20 protein-coding genes are annotated in these 24,791 nt (G+C 71.3%); 10 read left to right on the top strand and 10 right to left on the bottom strand.

Translation table 11 applies throughout. The features are described from left to right. Positions 1-69: 69 nt before the first annotated feature. The 3 genes from ACH4OW_RS30890 to ACH4OW_RS30880 all read left to right on the top strand — a co-directional run bounded on the left by ACH4OW_RS30890 (position 70) and on the right by ACH4OW_RS30880 (position 5,316). Positions 70-1,278: an LCP family protein gene (locus tag ACH4OW_RS30890; RefSeq protein ID WP_398031085.1), complete on the top strand. Its 1,209-nt coding sequence runs from the start codon at positions 70-72 to the stop codon at positions 1,276-1,278. Between the two features lie 229 nt (positions 1,279-1,507). Continuing rightward, positions 1,508-3,274: an LCP family protein gene (locus ACH4OW_RS30885; RefSeq protein ID WP_360126887.1), complete on the top strand. Its 1,767-nt coding sequence runs from the start codon at positions 1,508-1,510 to the stop codon at positions 3,272-3,274. 110 nt (positions 3,275-3,384) lie between these two features. Continuing rightward, on the top strand, positions 3,385-5,316 hold the full coding sequence (locus ACH4OW_RS30880; RefSeq protein WP_398031082.1) for an LCP family protein: 1,932 nt from the start codon (positions 3,385-3,387) through the stop codon (positions 5,314-5,316). Here ACH4OW_RS30880 and ACH4OW_RS30875 read toward each other — a convergent pair. From ACH4OW_RS30875 to ACH4OW_RS30865, 3 genes are all read right to left on the bottom strand, one after another. After that, positions 5,304-6,416, bottom strand: coding sequence for a hypothetical protein (locus tag ACH4OW_RS30875; protein WP_398031080.1), 1,113 nt, complete (start codon positions 6,414-6,416; stop codon positions 5,304-5,306). The genes ACH4OW_RS30880 and ACH4OW_RS30875 overlap by 13 nt on opposite strands. Positions 6,417-6,453: 37 nt before the next feature. Next, positions 6,454-7,887, bottom strand: coding sequence for an MFS transporter (locus ACH4OW_RS30870; RefSeq protein WP_398031079.1), 1,434 nt, complete (start codon positions 7,885-7,887; stop codon positions 6,454-6,456). A gap of 195 nt (positions 7,888-8,082) precedes the next feature. Continuing rightward, entirely contained in the window at positions 8,083-9,138 is a 1,056-nt protein-coding gene (locus ACH4OW_RS30865) for a glycosyltransferase family 2 protein (protein ID WP_398031077.1), read from the bottom strand. A 312-nt stretch (positions 9,139-9,450) separates the two neighbouring features. On the opposite strand from ACH4OW_RS30865, the gene ACH4OW_RS30860 reads away from it, so the two are divergent. Then, complete coding sequence (locus tag ACH4OW_RS30860) at positions 9,451-10,920, top strand: LCP family protein (RefSeq protein WP_360126901.1); 1,470 nt, start codon at positions 9,451-9,453, stop codon at positions 10,918-10,920. A gap of 386 nt (positions 10,921-11,306) precedes the next feature. After that, positions 11,307-11,510, top strand: a complete 204-nt coding sequence (locus tag ACH4OW_RS30855; protein WP_398031075.1) for a hypothetical protein — start codon at positions 11,307-11,309, stop codon at positions 11,508-11,510. A 27-nt stretch (positions 11,511-11,537) separates the two neighbouring features. On the opposite strand, the gene ACH4OW_RS30850 is transcribed toward ACH4OW_RS30855, so the two are convergent. After that, the gene (locus ACH4OW_RS30850; RefSeq protein WP_360126907.1) at positions 11,538-12,089 is read right to left on the bottom strand and encodes an acyl-CoA thioesterase; all 552 of its coding nucleotides are present in this window, start codon (positions 12,087-12,089) and stop codon (positions 11,538-11,540) included. Positions 12,090-12,352: 263 nt separating this feature from the next. Here ACH4OW_RS30850 and ACH4OW_RS30845 point away from each other — a divergent pair, with 263 nt between their 5' ends. After that, positions 12,353-13,672: an LCP family protein gene (locus ACH4OW_RS30845; protein ID WP_398031074.1), complete on the top strand. Its 1,320-nt coding sequence runs from the start codon at positions 12,353-12,355 to the stop codon at positions 13,670-13,672. An 85-nt stretch (positions 13,673-13,757) separates the two neighbouring features. On the opposite strand, the gene ACH4OW_RS30840 is transcribed toward ACH4OW_RS30845, so the two are convergent. Further along, entirely contained in the window at positions 13,758-14,930 is a 1,173-nt protein-coding gene (locus ACH4OW_RS30840) for an acyl-CoA dehydrogenase family protein (protein ID WP_360126913.1), read from the bottom strand. 198 nt (positions 14,931-15,128) lie between these two features. Between ACH4OW_RS30840 and ACH4OW_RS30835 the strand changes: the two genes are divergently transcribed. Further along, complete coding sequence (locus tag ACH4OW_RS30835; RefSeq protein WP_360126916.1) at positions 15,129-16,469, top strand: UDP-glucose/GDP-mannose dehydrogenase family protein; 1,341 nt, start codon at positions 15,129-15,131, stop codon at positions 16,467-16,469. A gap of 122 nt (positions 16,470-16,591) precedes the next feature. Here the strand turns inward: ACH4OW_RS30835 and ACH4OW_RS30830 are convergent, their stop codons facing one another. The 3 genes from ACH4OW_RS30830 to ACH4OW_RS30820 are packed head-to-tail and all read right to left on the bottom strand — an operon-like array spanning position 16,592 to position 19,427. Further along, positions 16,592-17,779: a dipeptidase gene (locus tag ACH4OW_RS30830; protein WP_398031071.1), complete on the bottom strand. Its 1,188-nt coding sequence runs from the start codon at positions 17,777-17,779 to the stop codon at positions 16,592-16,594. Next, complete coding sequence (purE, locus tag ACH4OW_RS30825; RefSeq protein WP_398031069.1) at positions 17,776-18,312, bottom strand: 5-(carboxyamino)imidazole ribonucleotide mutase; 537 nt, start codon at positions 18,310-18,312, stop codon at positions 17,776-17,778. The genes ACH4OW_RS30830 and purE overlap by 4 nt, the downstream gene beginning before the upstream one ends. After that, a complete protein-coding gene (locus tag ACH4OW_RS30820) occupies positions 18,309-19,427 on the bottom strand; it encodes a 5-(carboxyamino)imidazole ribonucleotide synthase (protein WP_360127326.1) in 1,119 nt (372 codons plus the stop codon). Before ACH4OW_RS30820 ends, purE begins: the two co-directional genes overlap by 4 nt. A 163-nt stretch (positions 19,428-19,590) precedes the next feature. Here ACH4OW_RS30820 and ACH4OW_RS30815 point away from each other — a divergent pair, with 163 nt between their 5' ends. Both ACH4OW_RS30815 and ACH4OW_RS30810 read left to right on the top strand, forming a co-directional pair. After that, positions 19,591-20,028 carry a protease inhibitor I42 family protein gene (locus ACH4OW_RS30815; protein ID WP_360126925.1) on the top strand — a complete coding sequence of 146 codons (438 nt, stop codon included), beginning with the start codon at positions 19,591-19,593 and terminating at the stop codon, positions 20,026-20,028. A 136-nt stretch (positions 20,029-20,164) separates the two neighbouring features. Continuing rightward, positions 20,165-20,701, top strand: coding sequence for a GtrA family protein (locus ACH4OW_RS30810; protein WP_360126928.1), 537 nt, complete (start codon positions 20,165-20,167; stop codon positions 20,699-20,701). Positions 20,702-20,713: 12 nt separating this feature from the next. On the opposite strand, the gene ACH4OW_RS30805 is transcribed toward ACH4OW_RS30810, so the two are convergent. Together ACH4OW_RS30805 and ACH4OW_RS30800 are read right to left on the bottom strand one after the other, a co-directional pair. Then, entirely contained in the window at positions 20,714-21,961 is a 1,248-nt protein-coding gene (locus ACH4OW_RS30805; RefSeq protein ID WP_360126931.1) for an ATP-binding protein, read from the bottom strand. A gap of 55 nt (positions 21,962-22,016) precedes the next feature. After that, positions 22,017-22,697: a response regulator transcription factor gene (locus tag ACH4OW_RS30800; RefSeq protein ID WP_360126934.1), complete on the bottom strand. Its 681-nt coding sequence runs from the start codon at positions 22,695-22,697 to the stop codon at positions 22,017-22,019. A gap of 522 nt (positions 22,698-23,219) precedes the next feature. Between ACH4OW_RS30800 and ACH4OW_RS30795 the strand changes: the two genes are divergently transcribed. Continuing rightward, on the top strand, positions 23,220-24,746 hold the full coding sequence (locus ACH4OW_RS30795; RefSeq protein WP_360126937.1) for an oligopeptide:H+ symporter: 1,527 nt from the start codon (positions 23,220-23,222) through the stop codon (positions 24,744-24,746). Positions 24,747-24,791: the final 45 nt, after the last annotated feature.

The following is a 24,791-nucleotide window of genomic DNA, read 5'->3' as shown; positions in this document are numbered from 1 at the left end:
GCACGTCCGCCCGGCGGACGGCGGTCCGCGCGGGCGCGACGCCGACTCCGGAGGGACGGGGACGCACACGTGAGCGACAGCCCGGAGAGACCTTCCCGCCGCCCGTTCCGGGCCCCGCCGCTGGACCCCGCGGCGGAGAGCGGCGCGACGGCCACCGGGCCGTCGCCCAGGCGGCGGTGGCTGCGCCGGACCGCGCTCGCGGTCTCCGTGCTGGTGCTGGCCGCGGCGGGCCTCGGCTGGCTGCTGTACAACAAGCTGGACGGGAACATCCGCGCCGACACCGACACCCGTAACGAGCTGGAGAAGTACGAGGCGGAGCGGCCGAAGGCGACGCCCGGCGGCGCGCAGAACGTGCTGCTGATCGGTTCCGACAACCGGGCCGGGCGGAACAACGGCAAGTACGGCGAGGACAACGGCACCCAGCGCTCGGACACCACGATCCTTTTGCACGCCTCGGCGGACCGCAGAAGCGCGACGGCGGTCAGCATCCCGCGGGATCTGATGGTGCGGATTCCCGGTTGCAAGCGTTCCGACGGAAAGCAATCCCCACCGCAATTCACTCAGTTCAACTGGGCGTTCGAGTTCGCGGGCGCGGCCTGCACGATCCGTACGGTCGAGAAGATGACCGGCATTCGCATCGATCACCACATGATCGTGGACTTCGCCGGCTTCAAGAAAATGGTGGACGCGGTGGACGGCGTCGACGTGTGCCTGGAACGGCCCGTCAATGACGACGAGGCGCGGCTGCGGCTGCCCGCCGGGTGGCAGACGCTGCGCGGCGAGGACGCGCTCGGCTACGTCAGGGCCCGGAAGACCCTCGGCGACGGCAGCGACACCATGCGCATGGAGCGCCAACAGCAGTTCCTGGCGGCGCTGGTGAACAAGGTCCAGAGCAATGGCGTGCTGCTCAATCCCGGCAGGCTCTATCCGCTGCTGGACGCGGCGACGAGTTCGCTCACCACCGACGAGGACCTGGCGTCGCTGCGGGGTCTGTACGAATGGGTGCGCGGCATGCGCAGCATTCCGACCGAGAAAGTGCAGTTCCTGACCGTTCCGCGACAGGAGTACCGGTACGACGCGGACCGCGACGAACTCGTCCAGCCCGACGCCGACCAGCTCTTCCGGCAGCTGGGCAGGGACCGCCCGGTGACCGTGCGGTCCGCCTCCGCCGCGCGCCCGCCCTCCCCCGCCGCGTCCGACGCGTCGGACGGTCCGCCTTCTCCGTCCGCGGCGCCTACGTTCCGGGGGACCACCGCAGAACGCGGGATCTGCCGATAAAAGCTCTGCAAAGGTACGCTCGGCTGCTCGAAAGTTGTCGAAAGGATTGGGTGAATTGCCCAGTTGTAGGGAAGTGGAATGTGTCACGGGCGTCGCTCGACGCTGAACTTGGCGGATAGTGTGAGCGATCCGGTCCGCACGATCAGGCTGACCGCGCATTGCACAACCGACCGACCGAGCGCCTTGAGGGGGAGGCGCCGCGTGGCACCGACGGAGGACACAAGGCACCGTGGACGCGCAAGGCCGTGGGCGAGCGGACGACATCGACCCCGCTGATCAGTGGGTGTTGAATCCGAACACCGGCAATTACGAGTTGCGGCTGAACCCTGGCGGCGCGCCGGCATCCCAGCCGGCCGACCGCGGGGCTCCCGCGCCCAGACGCGGCACCGGTGCGTCCGAACCCGGGTCGGCTCGGGGCGCGAGCCCCCGCGGCGGCACGGGGCAAAACGGTTCTGGACGCGGCGCAGCGCGCAAGGACTCCGACACCCGCGAGCTGCCCGCCCAGCGTGACCGGCGCGCCGGCAACCGGTCCGCGCCGCCCGGCGGCGCGTCCAGCCGCCGCAAGCCGAAGCCGAAGAAGTCCGCCAAGAAGAAGGCGCTCTACTGGACGTCCGGCACGCTCGGCTTCGTCCTCGTCGCGGGCTGCGGCGGCGCGTTCTACCTGTACCAGCAGCTCAACGGGAACATCTCCAAGGTCGACGTCGGCAAGGAGAACCCCGCGGTCAAGGACGGCCCGGTCAACATCCTGATCATCGGTACGGACGCCCGCTCCGGCAAGGGCAACGAGGGCTACGGCGACGCGGGCAGCGTCGGCCACGCCGACACCACGCTGCTGATGCACATCTCCAAGGACCGCTCCAACGCGACGGCCCTGAGCATCCCGCGCGACATGATCACCGACATCCCGGACTGCCCGACCAAGAAGAACGGCACGACCAAGACCATCCCGGGCCAGCGCAACGTCCGGTTCAACACCAGCCTGGGCCAGGAGGACCGCGACCCCGGCTGCACGTGGCGCACCGTCGAGAAGATGACCGGCCTGTCCATAGACCACTTCATGATGGCCGACTTCAACGCCGTCAAGGAGCTGTCGGAGGCGGTGGACGGCGTCGAGGTGTGCGCCGCCAAGCCGATCAACGACCCGAAGTCCCACCTGCATCTGCCGGCGGGCAAGAGCGTCGTCAAGGGCGAGCAGGCGCTCGCGTTCGTCCGTACCCGGCACTCCGTCGGCACCGGCAGCGACCTCAGCCGCATCCAGCTCCAGCAGCAGTTCCTCAGCTCGATGATCCGCAAGATGAAGTCCGGCGACACCCTCACCAGCGTCCCCAAGCTCTACGACCTGGCCCAGGCCGCCACCAAGGCGCTGACCGTGGACACCGGAATCGGCAGCGCGGGCAGGCTCGTGGACCTCGCCAAGGACCTCAGCCGGGTCGACATCAAAAACATCACTTTCGCCACAGTGCCCGTTCTGGACAACCCGAAGGACCGTGCGACCGTCGTACTGGACGAGGCGAAGGCCGGACCGCTGTTCCAGATGATCCGCGCCGACCACTCGCTGTCCAAGACGAAGGAGAAGAAGAACAAGGGCACGTCGGACGACAAGAAGGTTCCCCAGGCACCGGCCGACAAGGTCCGGGTCGATGTCACCAACGGCGGCGGGCCGTTCGGTGCCGCGCAGGAAACAGTGGACTGGCTGCAGAACACCAAGGCCGCGAAGCTGTCGACGAACGCGGGCAACGCCCCGACGAAGCTGGCCGCGACCCGGCTGGAGTACGCGCCGAACCAGGCCGACCAGGCAGCCACCCTGGCCGCCTGGATGGGCCTGCCCAAGAGCGCGCTGAAGAAGACCACGGCGGACGCGGGACCCAAGGTCCCGATGAAGCTGATCCTGGGCAAGGACTTCGAGGGACCGGGCAAGTCGATCGAGGCGCCGACGAAGACGCCGGACGGCGTGCAGAACGTCAACGCCGACGACCAGAACATCTGCGCCAAGTAGCCGCTCGCCGGCCGGGTGACCCGGCCGGGCCCGCGGCTGCACGGGGCAACCGGACCATTCAAGCGAGCCCCGGCCGCCGTGACGGCGCCGATTTACGGGGGAGAAGCCCAATGCGGCAGAGCAGTGTGCGTGGCGACGGCCCACGCCGGCGCCGTCCCAATGCCAGAGAACTGGGCTGGGACGACAGCCTGTACGAGGAGAAGGAGGCGGCGGCGGACGGCACGGGCCGCCCGGACGAGGCGGCACGCAAGGCCCCCGCGCCGTCCGCCGACGGCGGCGCGCCCGGCGCCCCCGGCGTCGTCGGCACACCGGTGGCCGGCGGCGGCACCACACCACCGGTGATCAGCGGCGGCGTCTCGGGGCCGCCCGTGATCACCGGTGGTGTCGCGGGTCCGCCCGCGGCCGGTGGCGCGGCGGGTACGGCCCCGGCGTCGGCCACCGCCACGAGCGCCCACGCCACCGCCGCCCAGGCGACCGCGTCCGCATCCGACTCCCCCGGCGGCTCCCCGGCGGACACCGCCCCCGAAGCCAAGGGCACCCGCCGCGCCGGCAAGCCGCGCAGCAAGACCCGCCGCGTGCTGCGCTGGAGCGCGATAACCCTGGCCGTACTGATAGTCGGTACGGCCGGCGCCGGATACTGGTACTACGAGCACCTCAACGGCAACCTCCGTAAGGACGCCCTGGACCTGGGCTCCGGCGGCCTGCAGAAGCCCGAGCCGAACGCCTTCGGGCAGACCCCGCTGAACATCCTGCTGCTCGGCTCGGACGGCCGGAACAGCGAGAAGAACATCGAGCTGGGCGGCGCCCGCCAGGACGCGGACCGCAAGCCGCTGGCCGACGTGCAGATGCTGCTGCACGTCTCCGCCGACCGCAGCAACATGTCGGTCATCTCGATCCCCCGCGACACCCGCGTGCCGATCCCCGAGTGCAAGGACCCGGACGACGGCAAGGTCTACCCGCAGTCCACCGCGGCCATCAACACCTCGCTCCAGCACGGCGGCCCCGGCTGTACCGTCGCCACCTGGAAGGAGCTGACCGGCATCTACATCGACCACTTCATGATGGTCGACTTCGCCGGGGTGGTGGACATGGCGGACGCCATCGGCGGCGTCCCGGTGTGTGTGGACAAAAACGTTTACTCGCATGACAAGAAGGGCCACGGCAGCGGCCTGAAACTCACCGCGGGCACCCACTCGGTCAAGGGCGTCCAGGCCCTCCAGTGGCTGCGCACCCGCTACGGCTTCGAGGACAACACCGACATCGGCCGGGCCAAGGCCCAGCACATGTACATGAACTCGATGGTCCGCGAGCTGAAGGCGGGCACCAAGCTCACCGACCCGATGAAGCTGCGCGACCTGGCCGAGGCCGCCACCAAGGCGCTGACCGTGGACGAGGGCCTGGGCAGCGTCAAGAAGCTGTACGACCTGGGCGGCGACCTCCAGCGCGTACCGACCGAGCGCATCACCATGGTCACCATGCCGTGGCAGTACGCGGCGGGCGGCGAGTACGTGGTGCCCAAGCCCGGCGACGCCGAGCAGACCTTCTCCCTCGTGCGCAACGACACCGCGCTGGACGGCAGGGACAAGAAAAAGAAACCGGCGCCCGACCCGAAGCCGTCCACGGCCAAGGACAAGCTGGACGTCATCGTCCAGAACGGCACCAACAGCACGGTCCAGGGCCCGGTCTCCGGCCGCGCGAACGTGCTCCAGAACCACCTGGCCTCCCTCGGCTACAGCGGCGCCGCCACGGATTCGCGCCTCACCACCCAGGCCGACACCACGATCACCTACCCGGGCAAGGAGCAGCGCGGCGACGCCCTCGCGCTCGCCAAGGCGCTCGGCCTGCCCAAGGAGGCGGTCAAGGAGTCGCGTTCGACCACCCGGCTGCGGCTGGTGATCGGCAACGACTGGCGCAAGGGGACGTCCTACCCGAAGCCGCCGGCCGGCGAGAAGGAGGCCGACAAGGCGCCGGAGAGCGCCGACGCCCTCAACGGCGAGGACAAGAAGGCGTGCATGAAGGTGAACCCCGCCTACACCTTCTGACCCGGCCGCCCCTGGGCCTGGGCGGGCACCGCGGGGCCCGGGGCCAGGGTGCAGTTCGCGCCGTGCGGCCCGGCCGGGGCGGTGGCGTACGCCGTGGTCCGCACCTCGTCGTCGACGCGCCGGTGCAGCGAGGCGGTGAAGGGCGAAGCGGGGGCGAGCGTGTCCAGCAGCGCGTGGGCGCGCCGGTGGATGTCCGCGAGGAAGCGCTGGTAGGAGGCCAGGGTGGCCGGGTCGAGCAGCATGGCGGCCAGTTGCCGGCGGCTGGCGTCGGAGTCGGCGGACCGGCCGAGGAGTTCCACGGCGCGCTGCCTGGTCGCCGCGGGGGCGGAGTGCAGCAGCCGGACCAGGAGGTAGGTGGCGGTCCGGTTGCCGAGGTCCTCGTTGCCGCCCGAGCGCAGGTCGTCCTCGTCGTTGCGGAACTGCGCGAGCATGCCGAGGGCCTGCCCGAACTCCCCCCAGGAGGTGACCCGCCGGTCGCCCGCGCCGTCCGCGCCGAGGGCAAGCCGGGCCGCCATCGTGGCGGCCATGGCGTAGACCGCGCCGCTCTTGTGCCGGTAGACCGTCAGGACTTCCTCGGGGCTCGTGCCCGTCGGCGAGCCGAGGATGTCGCCGATCTGCCCGTCGCAGGCGGCGGTCCAGCCGTCGAGGTAGTCGGCGGTCAGGCGTTCGCGCAGCGGCGCGGCCGCCGGCAGCGCGGCCAGGGCCCGCAGCGGCAGGGCGTAACCGCACTCCAGGGCCGCCGTCATGACGGCGCCCGGGTCGCTTCCGTACAGGCGGGTGCCGCGGTCGCCGTCGGTCACGTCGTCGAAGGCGTTGGCGGCCCGCCACCACAGGGCGTGCACCGCGGCCACCGGTACGGCCGGTGCGGGGTCGCCGTCCACGGCGGCGTGGACGAGGAAGGGCAGCGCGCACTCGTGGGGCGCCCGGCGGCCGTCGGCGACCAGCCGTTCGAGCATGGGCCGCAGGTGGGCGTACCGGGGCCGGTACGCGTCGAGGAGTCCGCCGAGGTACTGCCGTACCCGCGGGAAGAGGTCGGCGATCCGGGCTTCGAGGTCCGGCTGCACGGTGCTGGGGTGGGCGGTGCTGGGGTGGGCGGACAAGCGCTTCTCCGTACGGTCAGGGTGGAAACGTGCTCGGTCACATCGGCAGGTCCCGCGGCTCCGGTGCGCCGGCGCGGTCCTCGGTACGGGCGGGGGACCCGGCGGCCCGGGGCAGGCCGCAGGCGAGGACACCGGCGGCCGCCGACGTCGTGGTCAGTGCGGCGGTGGTGACGGCGAAGGCGCCGACGACGTCGGCCGTGATGCGCACCTGGGCGAAGAAGACGAAGCCGAAGACGCAGACGCCGAGCGCGGCGCCGAGTTGCTGGGCGGTGGAGACCACGCCGGACGCCGCGCCCGCGATGCCGCCCGGCACGGTGCGCAGGGTGACGGACAGGGCAGGGGTGACGCACAGCCCCAGCGCGGCGCCGACGGCGCACACCGTGCCGAGCAGCCGGCCGGTGTCCGCGCCGAGGGCGCTCACGGCGCAGGCCGCGTAGCCGGCGGTGGCGGCGAAGGCGGCCAGGGCGAGCAGCCGGGGCTCCGCGCCGCGCGCGAGCCGTGGCGCGAGCAGCGAACCGGCCGCGAAGGCGACCGCGGCCGGCACCATGCCCGCTCCCGTGTCGAGCGGGGACCAGTGCAGGCCCGTCTGGAGCAGCAGGCCGAGCATCAGGACGTACGCGCTGAGCCCGCAGTTGACCAGGACGATCACCGCGATGCCACGGCGGAACCCGTCGAGCTTGAGGAGCGCGGGCGGCACGAGCGGGGAACCGCCCCTGGCGTCCAACGCGCGCTCGTGGCGCAGGAAGCAGGCCGCGACCGGCACGGAGGCGACCAGGCAGGCCGGGCCCCACCACACCATGCCGCCGGTGCCGCTCGCCACCAGCGGGACGACGAACAGCCCGAGCGCGGCCGCCGCGAGGCCCGCTCCCGGCAGGTCGGCGCGCACCGGCCCGCGGGGAACGGCCGTCCGGTGCCCGCCCGCCGCCCAGGGCAGGACCGTCAGCGCGAGGACGCCCACCGGTACGTTGACGAGGAAGACGGCGCGCCACCCGAGCCCGAGGGTGTCCGCCGACAGCAGCCAGCCGCCGAGCAGTTGGCCGCCGATCGCGCCGAGGCCCATCACCGCGCCGATCGCGGCGTACGCCCTGCGCTGCGCCCGGCCGGTGAACAGGGTCTGGGCGGCCCGGTACACCTGCGGCACCATGAACGCCGTGCCCGCTCCCTGGAACAGCCGTGCCACGACCAGGAAGGCGGTCGAGGGAGCCGCGCCGCAGGCGGCCGAGGCGGCGGTGAAGACGGCCAGGCCGGCGCCGAAGACGCGCAGGGAGCCCAGCGCGTCGCCGAGGCGGCCGCCGACGGCCAGGCCCAGCGCGTACACCAACTGGTATCCGGCGAGGACCAGTTGCTGCTGCCCGCCGTCCGCTCCCAGGTCCGCTTCGAGCGCGGGCATCGCCACCACCACGATGAAGACGTCGAGGTTGGCGAGGAAGGTGCCGCACAAGAGGACAACCAGCGCCGCCCATGGACGCACGGCGGCACCTCCAGCCGATCGGCAAGCACGCACCGTATCCGGCGCGTGACGCATCGTAACCACAACGGGCGGGCCGTGCCCAGCCCGCCCGAACCACGGTGACGGAAGGGTCGGATGTGACGCTGGTGGGTGGCGGCGGCTACGCAAACGGGCGCCTCGGTGAGGCGCCCGTTCCCTGCTCGTCCGCGTTCGCGCCTATTCGGCGGCGACCGGCTCCGCCGTGACCGCCGGGCGGCGGCTGGCGATGACCTTCTTGGCCAGCGACCGCGGGCTGGTCAGGAAGCCCCAGCCCCAGGACATGTGCATGGTCGCCAGCGCGACCGGGATCTGGGCCCTGGCCTTCACCGGCAGCCCCTTGCCCGCCGGAGCCGAGCCCGCCACGATGGCGGCCAGGTAGCCGGCCGGGACGACGAAGCCCCACGGCGTGACGAAGGCGCCGACCACGATGCCCGCCGCGATGGCACACACGGCGGTCGGCGGCGCCAGGTAGCGCGCGTTGATCGAACCGGGGTGGTAGCGGGCCACGACGTGGCGCCAGCGGCCGTAGTCCTTGTACTGCTTCGCGAGCGCGCGGACGCTGGGCCGCGGCCGGTACTGCACCTTCAGCTCGGGCGAGAACCAGATCTGCCCGCCCGCCTCGCGGATGCGGAAGTTCAGCTCCCAGTCCTGGGCGCGGATGAACTCCTCGTTGTAACCGCCCTGCCGCTCCAGCACCTCGCGCCGGAAGACGCCCAGGAAGACCGTCTCGGCCGGGCCCGCCTGGCCGCCCGTGTGGAACGCGGCGTTACCGACGCCGATCTTGGAGGTCATCGCGGCGGCCACCGCGTCCTCCCAGGCGTTCTCGCCCTCGGCGTGCATGATGCCGCCGACGTTCTGCGCGCCGGTCTCCTCCAGGAGGCGCACGGCGGTCGTGATGTAGTTCGGCGAGAGCATGCCGTGGCCGTCGACGCGCACCACGACCGGGTGGCGGGACGCCTTGATCGCCGCGTTCAGGGCGGCCGGGGTGCGGCCGGTGGGATTGGGCACGGTGAGCACGCGGGCGCGCGCGTTCCCGGCGTTCTCGGCGACCAGCTCGGCGGCGATCTCGTCCGTACGGTCGGTCGAGGGCCCGAGCGCGATCACCACCTCCATCTCACCGGCGTACTCCTGCTCCAGGATGTGCTGGACCGAGCTGCGCAGATGACGTTCCTCATTGAGCACCGGCATGATCACGGAGACGGCCGGGAGCTGCTGCGGGGGCGTGGCGTTCATCGCGGTCACGTTACCGCGTATGGGGGACGGGGGCCGACGGCAGGCGGGTGGCCCTGGGAGCGGTGCCCGGCGTGTGGTGCTTTACAGCCGATCATATGGGCCTACGGTGACCCGGCCTGCTTCGTCCTCATCCGTGGACGATTCGTCCCCATCCGTAAACGACCCGTCCCGTCCCGTTCCGCGGCCTCCCCGTCCCTGCTTCGCCCCGCCCCCGGACCCCCGTCCCCTCCCGCAGACGACCCGTTCCCGTACGGAGCCGCCCCGCCCCTTGCCCCCACCCCGTCCGACCGGCCCACCGCGGAGGTGTCCCCCTTGCCCGCAGCGCACCGCTCGCCCCGCCCGCCCGCTCGTCACCGGCGCCCGGACGGGCGGCCCCGCTGGGGGTTGCGCATCACCGCGGGCGCCTCGCTCCTGCTGCTGGCAGCGGGCGGCATCGGGCACGCCATGGTCACCGGCGTCGAGGACGGCATCTCCCGGGTGGACGCCTTCAAAGGCATGGGCAACCGGCCGGACAACAGCGGCGGCGACGGCATGAACTTCCTGGTGGTCGGCACCGACGGCCGGGACAAGCTCTCCCCGCAGGAGAAACGCAGGTACCGGCTGGGCGGGGAGCCGTGCCACTGCACCGACACGATCATGGTGGTGCACCTGTCCGCCGACCGGGACCGCGCCAGCGTGGTCAGCCTGCCGCGCGACTCCTACGCCGTCACACCCCCGCACACCGACGCGACCACCGGCCAGAGACACCACGGCCACCCCCTGAAGCTGAACGCCGCGTACGCCGAGGGCGGGCCCAACCTGACCATCCGGACCGTCGAACGCATGACCGGGGTGCACATCGACCACTACCTGGAGGTCGACTTCACCAGCTTCATGAAGACGGTGGACGCGGTCGGCGGCGTGCAGGTCTGCACCACCCGCCCCCTCAAGGACAGCTACACCGGCCTGGACCTGCCCGCCGGGCGCACGCAGCTCAGCGGCGGCCAGGCCCTCCAGTACGTCCGCGCCCGGCACCTGGACAGCGCCTCCGACCTCGGGCGGATGCAGCGCCAGCAGCGCTTCCTCGCCGCGCTCATGCACAAGATCACCAGCTCCGGCGCCCTGCTGCACCCGGTCAAGCTCAAGGACATCACCGACGCGCTCCTGGAGTCCGTACGGGCCGACGAGGGCTTCGGCGCCGACGAGATGGTCGACCTCGGGCAGGCGCTGCGCGGCTTCAACCCGTCGTCGTCCGAGTTCGCCTCCGTGCCGCTGGGCGACATCGACTTCGAGGTGCCCAACGTGGGCTCGACCGTGAAGTGGAACGAGGCCAAGGCGCAGAAGCTCTTCCGGGCACTGCGCGAGGACCGGCCGCTGGCCGTGCGCAAGCCCGGCCGGCAGCGCGCGGCGGTCGTGGAGGTACCGCCGGCCACGATCCGCGTGCAGGTCGACAACGGCGCCGGCCGGATGGGCCTGGGCCGCGCGGTCGACAAGGCCCTGCGCGCCACCGGCTTCGACACCACCGGCACCGCCGGCAACGCCCCCGCCCGCGTACGGCGGACCGTGATCGCCTACGACCCGCGCTGGAACCGCTCGGTCCGCTCGCTCGCCGCCGCCCTGCCGGGCGCCGCCCTGCGCCAGGTCCCCGGCCAGGGCGCGGTGCTGCGCGTCACCGTCGGCAAGGACTTCACCGCCGTGCGCAAGGTCCGCTCCGACGACCCCACCCAGCCGTCGGGCTCGGGCGAGTTCGCCACCCTGACCGGCGACGAGGCGGGGTGCCCGGGGTCGACGCACACGGAGTGAACCGTGTTGTGCGGAACGCTGTGTACTGAGTACATTCCCCGGCCATGGGCGAAAAACGAGCATGACTCAGCGACCGATGGCTCATCGACCAGGTCACCGCCGTCACCCAGCAGTTCCTCCGCTCCCTGCCCGGCCACAACACACCGGACACCCCCGGCCCCTCCCCGGCCGCCGGCCCTGGATTCAGTGCGGAGACCCTCACCCTCGCCGAGGCGGGGCGGATCCGTCGCGCTTACAAGATCACCGAGGCCGCGCTGCCGCGGCTCGTCCTGGAAGCAGCCGAGGACGGCAGGGAAGCCACCGCGATCGCCCGCGACCTCGCGGTCACCCCGTCGTACGTCTACCGCATCCTGCGGGAACGGGTCCGCTACACCTGGCGTGTCGACGTGCTCGCCGACGACGCGTGGGCGGAGCGCGGCGCCGGCCTGTCCGTTGTCGAACGCGCCCTGGGCAGCAAGGCCGCCCTGGCGGAGAAGATCCTCGCCGAAACCGCCCCGCCGCACCCCGCCCGCGTCCTCGTCTGGGAAGGGCGGCGGGCGGCCGACGAGGACGCGACGCATACGCTCACCCGGCCCGAGCCGGGGCCGTGACCGGGGTGCCCGCCGGCGGGGGCGCCCCTATTCCGCGATGCCGTCCGCGGCCCGCTGGGCGCGCAGCTCCTTGATCGCGCGGCGGCGCGCCAGGCGGTGGGTGCGGCGGATCTGGGCCTCCTGGTAGCGGCGCTTGTCGCGCTCGGTCTCCGGGACGACCGGCGGTACGGGGCGCGGCTTGCCCTCCTCGTCCACGGCCGCGAAGACGAGGTAGGCCGAGCCGACCTGGGTGGCGGGCGTGGACTCGTTCCAGCGCTCGGCCATGACGCGCACGCCGATCTCCATGGAGGAGCGGCCGGTCCAGTTGCACTGCGCGCGTACGTGGACGAGGTCGCCCACCTTCACCGGCTCCAGGAACGCCATCTCGTCCATGGAGGCGGTGACCGCGGGACCGCCGGAGTGGCGCCCGGCCACCGCGCCCGCCGCGTCGTCGACGAGTTTCATGATCACGCCACCGTGCACGGTGCCCAGCAGATTGGTGTCCCCCGCCGTCATGATGTGGCTGAGGGTGGTGCGCGACGCCGAGGTGGGCTTGCCCGGAAGGTCGCCCTCCGGGCCGGTGGTGACGAGATCGGTCATGCGCCCACCTTAAGCGCGGGCCGCACGCCCCTCCCTGGCACCCGCCCTCACGCCCCCCGCACTCCTGGCCGTGTCACAACACCTCCGCGCGCGCCCCCATGCGCCTTCTCCTCCCTGACCAGCGGCAACATGCCGGAATCGACACCTACGCACGGATTCCGCAAGCGACGCCCCGCGTCACTTTGCATCAGCTCTGCAACAGCGACGGCCCGATCCCGTACCCGCCCTGTATGACAGGCCCGTACTACAGGCAGACTTCCCCCATGAACGAGTGGCCTGGGTCCGACAACAGAGACCGGTACGGGCGCGGCAGCGGCGCCGACCCGGAGGGCGCGCGCGCCATGCCGCACGTACGGCGCGGCGGCCCCGGGGGTCCCGGCGGCCCCGGCCCGAACCCCGGGCAGCAGCCCGAGCCGCCGCTGCCGCCGCACCTCTCGCCGCGCCGCCCCGGCGTCCCGCACCAGGGGCAGGACAAGGGCCAGGGCCAGGACCCGTACGGCAACGGCTACGGGCAAGGGCACGACGACGGCTACAACACCGGCCAGGTGTACGGCGGGGGCCGCGGCGGCGGCCAGGGCGGCGGCCGTGCCCCGCGCCCCGCGCCCAACTGGGGCCGCCGCATCAAGTGGACCGTCCTGACGGTCGTCGCCGTGCTCCTCGTCACCTCCGTCGCCACCTACTTCTGGGCCGACGGCAAGCTGCGCCGCGAGGTCGACCTGAGCAAGGTCATCGACCGCCCGGAGGCAGGCGACGGCACGAACTACCTGATCGTCGGCTCCGACAGCCGCGAGGGCATGTCCGACGAGGACAAGAAGAAGCTGCACACCGGCTCCGCCGAGGGCAAGCGCACGGACTCGATGATGATCCTGCACGACGGGAGCAACGGCCCGACGCTGGTCTCCCTGCCGCGCGACTCGGACGTGGAGATCCCCTCGTTCGTCGGCTCCAAGTCCGGCAAGAAGTACGCCGCCAAGGGCCGCCACACCAAGCTCAACGCGGCGTACGCGGAGGACGGTCCCGAGCTGCTGGTGCGCACCGTCGAGCACAACACCGGGCTGCGCATCGACCACTACGTCGAGATCGGCTTCGCGGGCTTCGCCAACATCGTCGACGCGATCGGCGGCGTCGAGATGGACATCCCCAAGGCTTTCAAGGACAAGAAGTCCGGCGCCGACTTCCAGGCCGGCAAGCAGACCCTCAACGGCGAGCAGGCCCTCGCCTTCGTCCGCACCCGCTACGCCTTCGCGGGCAGCGACCTGGACCGTACGAAGAACCAGCAGAAGTTCCTCGCCGCGCTCGCCAGCCAGACGGCCACTCCCGGCACGATCATCAACCCGTTCAAGCTCTACCCGACGCTGGGCGCGGGCCTGGACACCCTGATCGTCGACAAGGACATGGGCCTGTTCGACCTCGGCTCGATGTTCTTCGCCATGAAGGGCGTCACCGGCGGCGACGGCAAGTCGATGAACATGCCCGTCTCCGGCACCCGCGGCGGCAACCTCCTCTGGGACAAGGCCAAGGTCGCCAAGCTGGTCTCCCAGTTGAAGAACGACGAGCCGGTGACGGTGAGCGGGAACGAGTAGCCGGGACGGCGGAAAAGGGAAAAAGGGAAAATGAAAGCCCCCGCCTCGGCGGGGGCTTTCTCGCGTGCCGGGCGTTTGCCGGGCGTTACGGCAGGTTCCGCGCCATCACGATGCGCTGGACCTGGTTGGTGCCTTCGTAAATCTGCGTGATCTTGGCGTCGCGCATCATGCGCTCCAGCGGGTAGTCACGGGTGTAGCCGTAACCGCCGAGGAGCTGGACCGCGTCGGTGGTGATCTCCATGGCGGCGTCGGAGGCGTAGCACTTGGCGGCGGCGCCGAAGAAGGTGAGGTCCTCGGCCTTGCCGCCGGCGGAGATGCGCTCGGACTTGGCGGCCGCCGCGTAGGTCAGCTGGCGGGCGGCCTCCAGCTTCATGGCCATGTCGGCCAGCATGAACTGCACGCCCTGGAAGTCGCCGATCGGCTTGCCGAACTGCTTGCGCTCCTGGACGTAGCCCTTGGCGTAGTCCAGGGCGCCCTGGGCGATGCCGAGGGCCTGGGCCGCGATGGTGATGCGGGTGTGGTCCAGGGTCTTCATGGCGGTGGCGAAGCCGGTGCCCTCGGCGCCGATCAGGCGGTCCGCGGGGATGCGGACGTTGTCGAGGTAGACCTCGCGGGTCGGCGAGCCCTTGATGCCGAGCTTCTTCTCCGGGGCGCCGAAGGAGACGCCCTCGTCGCCCTTCTCCACGACGAAGGCGGAGATGCCCTTGGAGCGCTTCTCGGGGTCCGTCACGGCCATGACCGTGTAGTACTCGGAGACGCCGGCGTTGGTGATCCAGCGCTTGACGCCGTTGAGGACGTAGTGGTCGCCGTCGCGTACGGCCTTGGTCTTCATGCCGGCCGCGTCGGAGCCCGCGTCCGGCTCGCTCAGGCAGTACGAGAACATCGCGTCGCCCTTGGCGAGCGGGGCCAGGTACTTCTTCTTCAGCTCCTCGGAGCCGGAGAGGATCACGGGCAGGGAGCCGAGCTTGTTGACGGCCGGGATCAGCGAGGAGGAGGCACAGGCGCGGGCGACCTCCTCGATGACGATGACGGTGGCCAGCGCGTCGGCGCCGGCGCCGCCGTACGCCTCCGGTACGTGCACGGCGTGCAGGTCGTTGAGGGTCAGCGCGTCCCGGGCCTCCTGCGGGAAGCGGGCCTCCTCGTCCACGGCGGCGGCGAACGGCGCGATCTTCGCCTCGGCGAGCGAGCGCACCGACTCGCGGAGCATGTCGTGCTCCTCGGACGGCCGGTACAGATCGAAATCAGCGGTTCCCGCCAATGTTTCTCACTCCCCTGAGAGCTGGCTACTTGCTAACTACCGTTAAGTAACCCAAATTCTAGGGGCCGCGCGGCGGGCGGGGTACGTGAGTTAGCCGACAGCACCCGAGCGGATCTCGGCCACCGGGCCGAAACCGCTCGGCACCGCCCGGACTATGCTCAGGCTGCGCAGCATTTCCCGTCAGCACCTGGAGCATCCATGGCCTTGAAGATCACCGTGATCGGCACCGGCTACCTCGGCGCGACCCACGCCGCGGCCATGGCGGAGCTGGGATTCGAGGTGCTGGGGCTGGACATCGACCCGGCGAAGATCGCGATGCTGGAGCGGGGCGAGACCCCGATGTTCGAGCCCGGCCTGGAGGAGCTGCTGCGGGCGCACGTCGCGGGCATCGAGGGCGCCAGCGGCCGGCTGCGCTTCACGACCTCCTGGGAGGAGCTGGCGGACTTCGGCGACGTGCACTTCGTGTGCGTCAACACGCCGCAGAAGCACGGCGAGTACGCCTGTGACATGTCGTACGTCGAGTCCGCCGTCGAGTCGCTGGCCCCGCTGCTGCGGCGCCCGGCGCTGGTGGTCGGCAAGTCGACGGTGCCGGTGGGCAGCGCGGCGCGGCTGGCCGGGCGGCTGGCGGAGCTGGCGCCGGCCGGTGAGGACGTCGAGCTGGCCTGGAACCCCGAGTTCCTGCGGGAAGGTTTCGCCGTACAGGACACGCTGCACCCGGACCGCATCGTCGTCGGTGTCGACGGCGGCCGGGCCGAGGAGCTGCTGCGCGAGGTCTACGCGAAGCCCGTCGCCGAGGGCTCCCCGTTCGTCGTGGCCGACTTCCCCACCGCCGAGCTGGTCAAGACCGCCGCCAACTCCTTCCTGGCCACCAAGATCTCGTTCATCAACGCCATGGCGGAGGTGTGCGAGGCGGCCGGCGGCGACGTGGTGAAGCTGGCGGAGGCGATCGGCCACGACGAGCGGATCGGCAAGAAGTTCCTGCGGGCCGGCATCGGCTTCGGCGGCGGCTGCCTGCCCAAGGACATCCGGGCGTTCATGGCGCGCGCCGGCGAGCTGGGCGCCGACCAGGCGCTGACCTTCCTGCGCGAGGTCGACTCGATCAACATGCGGCGCCGCGGCCACATGGTCGAGCTGGCCCGGGAGGCGGTCGGCGGGTCCTTCCTCGGCAAGCGGGTGGCCGTCCTGGGCGCCACCTTCAAGCCCGACTCGGACGACGTACGGGACTCCCCCGCGCTCAACGTCGCCGGTCAGATCCACCTCCAGGGCGGACAGGTGACGGTGTTCGACCCCAAGGGCATGGAGAACGCGCGGCGCGTGTTCCCGACGCTGGGGTACGCGGACACGGCGGCGGAGGCGGTGCGCGGCGCCGACGTGGTGCTGCACCTGACCGAGTGGCGGGAGTTCCGCGAGCTGGACCCGGCCGCGCTGGCCGAGGTCGTGGCCACGCCGCACATCCTGGACGGGCGCAACGCGCTCGACCCCACGCTGTGGCGCAAGGCGGGCTGGACGTACCGGGCGCTGGGCCGTCCGCAGGCCTGATCCGACGAGCGAAGAGGGGCCGGACTCCGCGGAGTCCGGCCCCTCTTCGCGTTGCGGCGGGATGCGCGCCCCTCAGGAGGTGCGCGCCCGTCAGGGGATGCGCGTCCCTCAGGGCCGGCGCCTCAGCCGTCCAGCTGCTCGATCGTCGCGATGGACGGGCCGCGCTCCGCGCGCAGGGTGCGCGCGACGTCCTCGGCGCCGCGCAGCACGCGCACCGCGTTCTGCCAGGTCAGCTTGGCCAGGTCGGCTTCGGACCAGTTGCGGTCGAGCAGTTCGGCGACCAGGTTCGGATAGCCGGACACGTCGGCGAGGTCGGCGGGCGTGAAGGCGGTGCCGTCGAAATCGCCGCCGATGCCGAGGTGGTCGATGCCGGCGGCCTCGCGCATGTGGTCGAGGTGGTCGGCGACGGTCGCGGCGGTGGCGAGCGGGCGGGGGTTCGCCGCCTCGAAGGCGCGGTGCACGGCCATGCCCTCGGCGGTGGTGTCCAGGTGGTGCAGCCCGTGCGCGCGCATGTTCGCGTCCGCCCGCAGCGTCCAGTCGACGGCCTCGGGCAGGATGAACTTCGGCACGAAGGTGGCCATCGCGATGCCGCCGTTGGCGGGCAGCCGCTCCAGCACGTCGTCCGGGATGTTGCGCGGGTGGTCGCAGACCGCGCGGGCGGAGGAGTGCGAGAAGACGACCGGCGCGACGCTGGTGTCCAGCGCGTCGCGCATGGTGTCGGCGGAGACGTGCGAGAGGTCCACGAGCATGCCGAGGCGGTTCATCTCGCGGACGACCTCGCGGCCGAAGGCGGTGAGGCCGTGCGCGCGCGGCTCGTCGGTGGCCGAGTCCGCCCAGTCGATGTTGTCGTTGTGGGTGAGCGTCATGTAGCGCACGCCCAGTTCGTACAGCGCGCGCAGGGTGGCCAGCGAGTTGTTGATGGAGTGGCCGCCCTCGGCGCCCATCAGGGAGGCGATCCGGCCGTCGGCGCGGGCCGCTTCCATCTCGTCGGCGGTGTACGCCAGGCGCAGGTCGTCCGGGTAGCGGGCGGCGAGCCTGCGCACCACGTCGATCTGTTCGAGGGTGGCGCTGACCGCCTGGTCGCCCGCGTAGTCGGACCGTACGTACACCGACCAGAACTGCGCGCCGACGCCGCCGGCGCGCAGCCGGGGGATGTCGGTGTGCAGGTGGGCGGTCTGGTCACCGGCGATGTCGCGGCGGTCGAGGTCGTAGTGGACCTGTTCGCGCAGGGCCCAGGGCAGGTCGTTGTGGCCGTCGACGACGGGGTGCTCGGCGAGGAGCGCGCGGGCCGCTTCCAGGGAGGCGCTCACTTGCCGCTCCCGAACCCGAAGGCCGGCGAGGCGACCTTGTTGCGCAGCCGCTTGCCCTTCTCGGTGGCCTGTTCGTTCAGGTGCTGCTGGAACTCACGCATCCGGGCCTGCAGCTCGGGGTCGTGCGCGGCGAGCATGCGGGCGGCGAGCAGTCCGGCGTTGCGGGCGCCGCCGACCGAGACGGTCGCGACGGGCACACCGGCCGGCATCTGGACGATGGACAGCAGCGAGTCCATGCCGTCCAGGTACTTGAGGGGTACGGGCACGCCGATGACCGGCAGCGGGGTGACCGAGGCGAGCATGCCCGGCAGGTGGGCCGCGCCCCCGGCGCCCGCGATGATCGCCTTCAAGCCACGCCCCGCGGCCTGCTCGCCGTACGCGATCATCTCGTGCGGCATGCGGTGGGCGGAGACGACGTCGACCTCGTAGGGGATCTCGAACTCGTCGAGGGCCTTGGCGGCGGCCTCCATGACGGGCCAGTCGGAGTCGGAGCCCATGACGATGCCGACCGTGGGGGAAGTGCTCGCTGTCATTCGGTGATGGTTCCTCGCAGATAACCGGCGGCGTGCGCGGCGCGCTCGCGCACGTCGGCCAGGTCGTCGCCGTAGGTGTTGACGTGTCCGACCTTGCGGCCGGGCTTCACGTCCTTTCCGTACATATGGATCTTCAACTGCGGGTCCCGTGCCATGCAATGGAGGTACGCGTAATACATGTCCGGGTAATCGCCGCCGAGGACGTTGGCCATCACCGTCCACTTGGCGCGCGGGCGCGGGTCGCCGAGCGGGAGGTCGAGGACGGCCCGGACGTGGTTGGCGAACTGCGAGGTGACCGCGCCGTCCTGGGTCCAGTGGCCGGAGTTGTGCGGGCGCATCGCCAGCTCGTTGACCAGGATGCGGCCGTCGGCGGTCTCGAACAGCTCGACCGCGAGGTGGCCGACCACGCCGAGTTCCCGCGCGATACGCAGCGCCAGCTCCTGGGCCCGGCCGGACAGCTCTTCCGGGAGGCCGGGCGCGGGCGCGATGACCGTGTCGCAGACGCCGTCGACCTGGACGGACTCCACGACCGGGTACGCGACGGCCTGGCCGTGCGGCGAGCGCACGACGTTGGCGGCCAGTTCCCGTACGAAGGGGACCTTCTCCTCGGCCAGAACCGGCACTCCGGCGCGGAACGGCTCGGCGGCCTCCTTGGAGGATCGTACGACCCACACACCCTTGCCGTCGTAGCCGCCGCGGACCGTCTTCAAGACGACGGGGAAGCCCTCCCCCTCTTCCGCGAACCGCTCCACGTCCGCCGGGTCGGCGACGATGCGGTGCCGGGGGCAGGGGGCGCCGATCGCGTCCAGCTTCGCGCGCATCACCCCCTTGTCCTGGGCGTGCACCAGCGCGTCGGGGCCGGGGCGGACGGGGATGCCGTCGGCCTCCAGGGCCCTCAAGTGCTCGGTGGGCACGTGCTCATGATCGAAAGTGATCACGTCACAGCCACGGGCGAAGGCGCGCAGCGTGTCCAGGTCGCGGTAGTCGCCGATGACGACGTCGCTGACCACCTGGGCCGCCGAGTCCTGCGGAGTGTCGCTGAGGAGCTTGAATCTGATGCCGAGGGGGATGCCCGCCTCGTGGGTCATACGGGCGAGCTGACCGCCACCGACCATGCCGACTACCGGGAACGTCACGCCCCCAGGGTATCCGCCCGCCCGCTCCGCCCCGTCGCCCCCTTGGATGAACGTACGAACGCAAGTGCGCCAGCTTGGTGGTTTACGGCCCCCGAAGATCACCCCGGACGGTAGGCTCGCCGCGCCCGCGGAGGGGGGACACATGAACGACGGCGGCGCAGCGCGGCCCGCCCGGACCGTTGGGGTCGTCGTCGCGGTGCTGGCCCTGATCGCCGCCGGGTACGCGGTGGTCACGCTGCTGACCGCACCGGTCGTCTTCGACGAGGGCGACCGCGAGATATCGGTCACCTCCGGCACACCGTTCTCGATCCGCCTCAAGGACAACCCCTCGACGGGGTTCCGATGGGTTCTCGCGGCACCGAAGCCGGATCCGGCCATACTGCAGGAGACGGGCGGCCACTACGTCCCGGACGAACCGGTACGCGCGGGTTCGGGCGGCATCCGCTACGTGGATTTCAGGGCCCGGGGCGCCGGACGCACCGAGGTTACTCTTAAGTACTGCTTCCGCTGCGGCACTCCGCAGGCCGACGAGCAGGACGAAAACACCAGGACCAGACGGTTTCAGGTGTCCGTGGACTGACAAATTCCGACCGCTTCCGCGCCCCCGGATGGCAGGCAACCCACAGGTCCCCTGGTTAGCATGAGCGAGCGGATGCACGTTGACGACCGCACAAAGACGCCCAAGAACGCCCACCATCAGGAGCTGAACGATCACTATGAGTGAACGGAGCGCACTGCGGGCCCGACTGGACGCGCTGACACGCGAATTCGTGAAGTTCGGCGCCGTCGGCGGTGCGGGGGTGCTCGTCAACTTCGCGGTGTTCAACCTCGTACGGCACCTCACCGAGCTGCCCGTCGTCCGGGCCAGCATCGTGGCGACCGTCGTGGCCACCGGCACCAACTACCTCGGCTACCGCTACTTCACCTACCGGGAGCGCGAGAAGAGCGGGCGCACGAAGGAGCTGACGCTCTTCCTGCTCTTCAGCGTCATCGGCCTGGTGATCGAGAACGGCACCCTGTACGTGGCGACCTACGGGTTCCACTGGGACACCCCGCTCCAGAGCAACTTCTTCAAGTTCTTCGGCATCGGCCTGGCCACGCTCTTCCGCTTCTGGTCCTACCGCACCTGGGTGTTCAGGGCACTGCCCGCGCGCAAGGCCGTGGCGACCGCGGAAGCCTTCCTGGCCGAAGGCGCACAGGCAGAGGCAGAGCGCGCGCCGAGCGCGGCCGCCGCAGAGCGGGCCCGCAAGTAGCGCGGCGACCGCTCACTCCGCGGGCGGCTCCGCCTCGCGGGCGAGGAACAGCGCGAAGACCGGCGGGTACTGCTGGAGGAGCTCCAGCCGGCCGCCGTCCGCCTCCGCCAGGTCACGGGCGACCGCCAGCCCCAGCCCCGTCGAGTTGCGGCCGCTGACCGTGCGCTCGAAGACCCGCGAACCGAGATCCGGCGCCACGCCCCGGCCGGCGTCCGTGACCTCGACGACCGCCTGGTTGCCGGTGACCCGGGTGCGCAGCGCCACCGTCCCGTCCCCGTGCATCAGCGAGTTCTCGATCAGGGTGGCGAGCACCTGGGCCACCGCCCCTGGCGTGCCGACCGCCCGCAGCCCCTTCTTGCCCGAGCGCACGATGGCCCGGCCCTCGCTGCGGTAGGCCGGGCGCCACTCCTCGACCTGCTGCTTGACCACCTCGTCCAGGTCGAAGGCGACGGCGGAGCCGGAGCGCGGGTCGCGGGAGTTGGTCAGCAGCCGCTGGACGACGTCGGTCAGCCGCTCCACCTGCCCGAGCGCGATGGTGGCCTCCTCCTTCACCGTGTCCGGGTCGTCGGTGAGGGTGATCTCCTCCAGCCGCATGGAGAGCGCGGTCAGCGGCGTACGCAGCTGGTGGGAGGCGTCGGCGGCGAGCCGGCGCTCGGCGGTGAGCATCCGCGCGATCCGCTCGGCGCTGGCGTCCAGCACGTCCGCGACCCGGTCCAGTTCCTGCACCCCGTACCGGCGGTGGCGCGGGCGCGGGTCGCCGGAGCCGAGGCGTTCGGCGGTCTCGGCGAGGTCGGTCAGCGGCGCGGTCAGCCGGCGGGCCTGGCGGACGGCGAGCACCACGGCGGCCAGGATCGCCAGGATCGCGACGGCCAGGATGACCAGCAGCGTCCGGCCGATCTCGGCGCTGACCGCGGAGCGCGGCTCCTGGACCGTGACCGTCTCGCCGCGGTCGCCGTGCTGCGTCGACTCGATGACGTCGCCCGCGGGCCGGGTGCCGATCTCGATGCGCGGCCTGCCGGGCACCTCGATCTCGGCGTACCGCTTGGCCGTGATCTGTTCCGAGAGGATCTCGGGGGTCAGTTTCTCGCCGCTGCCCAGCCGGCTCTCGACGATGCCGACCAGCCGTACGGCCTCGGCGGCGACACTGTCCTGCGCCCCCGACTGGATGGTGCGGGTCTCGACGATGACGAGCGAGACGCCGAAGACGGCGATCACGACGAGCACCACGGCGAGGGTGGAGTTGATCAGACGGCGGCGCACGGTGTCCTCCGGGCGGGATGCGTTGGTTCTTCTACTTCTTCCCGCCCGGCGGCGGTCAGCTCTTTTCGAAGCGGAAGCCGACGCCGCGGACGGTGGCGATGTAGCGCGGGTTCGCCGCGTCGTCACCGAGCTTCTTGCGCAGCCAGGAAATGTGCATGTCCAGCGTCTTCGTGGACGACCACCACGTCGTGTCCCAGACCTCGCGCATCAGCTGGTCGCGGGTGACGACCCGGCCCGCGTCGCGCACCAGCACCCGCAGCAGGTCGAACTCCTTCGCCGTGAGCTGGAGTTCGTCGTCCCCCATCCAGGCGCGGTGCGACTCGACGTCGATCCGCACGCCGTGCGTCGCGGGCGGCTGCTGCGGCTCCACGGTCGAACCGCGGCGCAGCAGGGCCCGTACGCGGGCCAGCAGCTCGGCGAGCCGGAAGGGCTTGGTGACGTAGTCGTCGGCGCCGGCGTCCAGGCCCACGACGGTGTCCACCTCGTCGGCGCGGGCGGTCAGGACCAGGATGGGGAAGGAGTGGCCTTCGTTGCGCAGCCGGCGGGCGACCTCCAGGCCGTCCATGCCGGGCAGGCCCAGGTCGAGGACGACCAGGTCGATATTGCCCTGGAGACCGGCGTCGAGCGCCGTGGGTCCGTCCTCACGCACCTCGACTTCGTAACCCTCGCGGCGCAGGGCGCGGGCGAGCGGCTCCGAGATGGACGCGTCATCCTCGGCGAGCAGTACACGGGTCATGGGCCGATGGTAGTCCGATGTCGTACCTTCACGGGCCGGGGCCGGTGCGCCCGGAGCCGCCCGGAATACGCCGCGCGTACGGGGTGGCGGCGGCCGGAAAGCGACCGGCGCGCGACGGCGGGGTACGCGCCCCGCCTCGCCCGTGACCCCTCCAATGGTTCCCGGTCACACATGTGACCGTTGTCTCACTGGCCCCAACCGCGGGGTCGCTGGACGTATGGTGTCCCAACGTCCGTAGCACAGCCATGGGACCAGTGACTCTCGAACGAGGTCATCGGTCCCTGTTGTGTGCGGGGCTGGAACCACCAGCCCTGATACACAGTGAACGACCTGTCGACCGGGTCCACCGCGCAAGCAGCACGGGGGGCGTGGATCCCGGTGTCACGAATGTCCTGCCGATTCCTCTTCCAGTGGCGTCGACCCCCAGGGACGTGGGGTGGGCAGCGTGACGCCGGTGCCGGTCAGCCGACCCGGGCGCGCTGCGGTCACCCACAGGCGTCCCGAGCACACCTAGGAAGCACCATGGCGTCCAGCCTGACGAAGGACGCGGCCGCGCAGGGGAACCCTGCCAGCGGCGGCAAGACCTTCTTCGGCCACCCCCGCGGACTGGCCACCCTCTTCATGACCGAGATGTGGGAGCGGTTCAGCTTCTACGGCATGAGGGCGCTCCTCGTCCTCTACCTGATCTCGGGAGGCGCAGACGCGGAGACCGGCTCGCAAGGTGGCGGCCTGGCCATGACCGCGGCGAGCGCGAGCGCGATCTACGCGGTCTACATGGCCCTGGTCTACCTCCTCGCCATGCCCGGCGGCTGGTTCGGCGACCGGGTCTGGGGCCCCCGCAAGACGGTCATCGTCGGTGCGTCCGTCGTCATCGCGGGTCACGTGGTGCTCGCCATCCCGGGACCGTCGTTCTTCGTCGGCCTGGCCATGGTCGCCTGCGGCTCCGGCCTGCTGAAGTCCAACATCTCCACGATGGTCGGACACCTCTACAACGGCCCGCAGGACCCGCGCCGCGACGGTGGTTTCACCGTCTTCTACATGAGCATCAACCTCGGGTCGCTGGTCGCCCCGCTGCTCTTCGGCTGGGTCGGCCAGAGCATCAACTGGCACCTGGGCTTCGCGCTCGCGGCGATCGGCATGGCGCTGGGCCTGACCCAGTTCCTGTTCGGCACCAAGCACCTGGACGCGAAGAGCAGCCAGGTGCCGACCCCGCTGACGGCCGAGGAGCGCAACGGCTGGCTGCGCAAGTGCCTGCTGTGGGCGGGCGTCGCCGTCGTCTTCTACGGCATCGTCGCCGGCACCGGCCACTTCACGCTCAACTGGGCGCTGGTCCCGATCGGCGTCATCGGCATCGCCATCCCGTTCGCGGTGCTGTTCCGCATCAAGCGGGACAAGGAGCTGACGCCGTCCGAGCAGGGCAAGGTCAGCAGCTACCTGTGGTTCTTCGTCGCGGCCGCCGCCTTCTGGATGATCTTCGACCAGGCGGGCTCCACGCTCAGCCTGTTCGCCGAGAAGAACACCGCGAAGACCATCTTCGGTCTGGGCTTCCCCTCGACGTGGCTGCAGTCCGTCAACCCGATGTGGGTGCTCGCCCTGGCCCCGGTCTTCGCGACGATGTGGCTCTCGCTGGCCCGGCGCGGCAAGGAGCCGAGCACCACGGTGAAGTTCGCGATGGCGATGGTCGCCATCGGCGCCTCGTACTTCTTCTTCATCGTCCCGATCATGATGTCCTCGGGCGGCGACAAGGTCAGCCCGATGTGGCTGATCACCGTGTACTGCATGCAGACCATCGGTGAGCTGTGCCTCTCCCCGGTCGGCCTGTCGGTGACCACGAAGCTGGCCCCGGTGAAGTACGCCAGCCAGATGATGGGCGTCTGGTTCCTCGCCAACACCGCGGGCGACAGCGTCGTCAGCCTCCTGGGCATCGCCGGGGCCGACCTCAGCGGCGTCGGCGTACTGGTGGCGGAAGCCGCGCTCGCCACGCTGGCCGGTGTGGCGATCTACCTGAACCGCAAGCGGATCAACGCGCAGATGGGCGACGTGCGCTAGCCGGACACGGCGGCGTCGCAGCGAACCGGAGGGCCCGGCACCGAG

Origin of the sequence: Streptomyces sp. NPDC017056 (assembly GCF_044332485.1) — a bacterium.
In the GTDB taxonomy this organism is placed as follows: domain Bacteria; phylum Actinomycetota; class Actinomycetes; order Streptomycetales; family Streptomycetaceae; genus Streptomyces.
This window is presented reverse-complemented; position numbering and strand designations above follow the sequence as displayed.

Excerpts from the sequence above, each read along its gene's own strand:
- ACH4OW_RS30880 (WP_398031082.1), top strand. The coding sequence starts at position 3,385 with ATGCGGCAGAGCAGTGTGCGTGGCGACGGCCCACGCCGGCGCCGTCCC.
- ACH4OW_RS30865 (WP_398031077.1), bottom strand. The coding sequence starts at position 9,138 with ATGAACGCCACGCCCCCGCAGCAGCTCCCGGCCGTCTCCGTGATCATG.
- ACH4OW_RS30850 (WP_360126907.1), bottom strand. The coding sequence starts at position 12,089 with ATGACCGATCTCGTCACCACCGGCCCGGAGGGCGACCTTCCGGGCAAG.
- ACH4OW_RS30845 (WP_398031074.1), top strand. The coding sequence starts at position 12,353 with ATGAACGAGTGGCCTGGGTCCGACAACAGAGACCGGTACGGGCGCGGC.
- ACH4OW_RS30835 (WP_360126916.1), top strand. The coding sequence starts at position 15,129 with ATGGCCTTGAAGATCACCGTGATCGGCACCGGCTACCTCGGCGCGACC.
- purE (WP_398031069.1), bottom strand. The coding sequence starts at position 18,312 with ATGACAGCGAGCACTTCCCCCACGGTCGGCATCGTCATGGGCTCCGAC.
- ACH4OW_RS30820 (WP_360127326.1), bottom strand. The coding sequence starts at position 19,427 with ATGGTCGGTGGCGGTCAGCTCGCCCGTATGACCCACGAGGCGGGCATC.
- ACH4OW_RS30815 (WP_360126925.1), top strand. The coding sequence starts at position 19,591 with ATGAACGACGGCGGCGCAGCGCGGCCCGCCCGGACCGTTGGGGTCGTC.
- ACH4OW_RS30810 (WP_360126928.1), top strand. The coding sequence starts at position 20,165 with ATGAGTGAACGGAGCGCACTGCGGGCCCGACTGGACGCGCTGACACGC.
- ACH4OW_RS30800 (WP_360126934.1), bottom strand. The coding sequence starts at position 22,697 with ATGACCCGTGTACTGCTCGCCGAGGATGACGCGTCCATCTCGGAGCCG.
- ACH4OW_RS30795 (WP_360126937.1), top strand. The coding sequence starts at position 23,220 with ATGGCGTCCAGCCTGACGAAGGACGCGGCCGCGCAGGGGAACCCTGCC.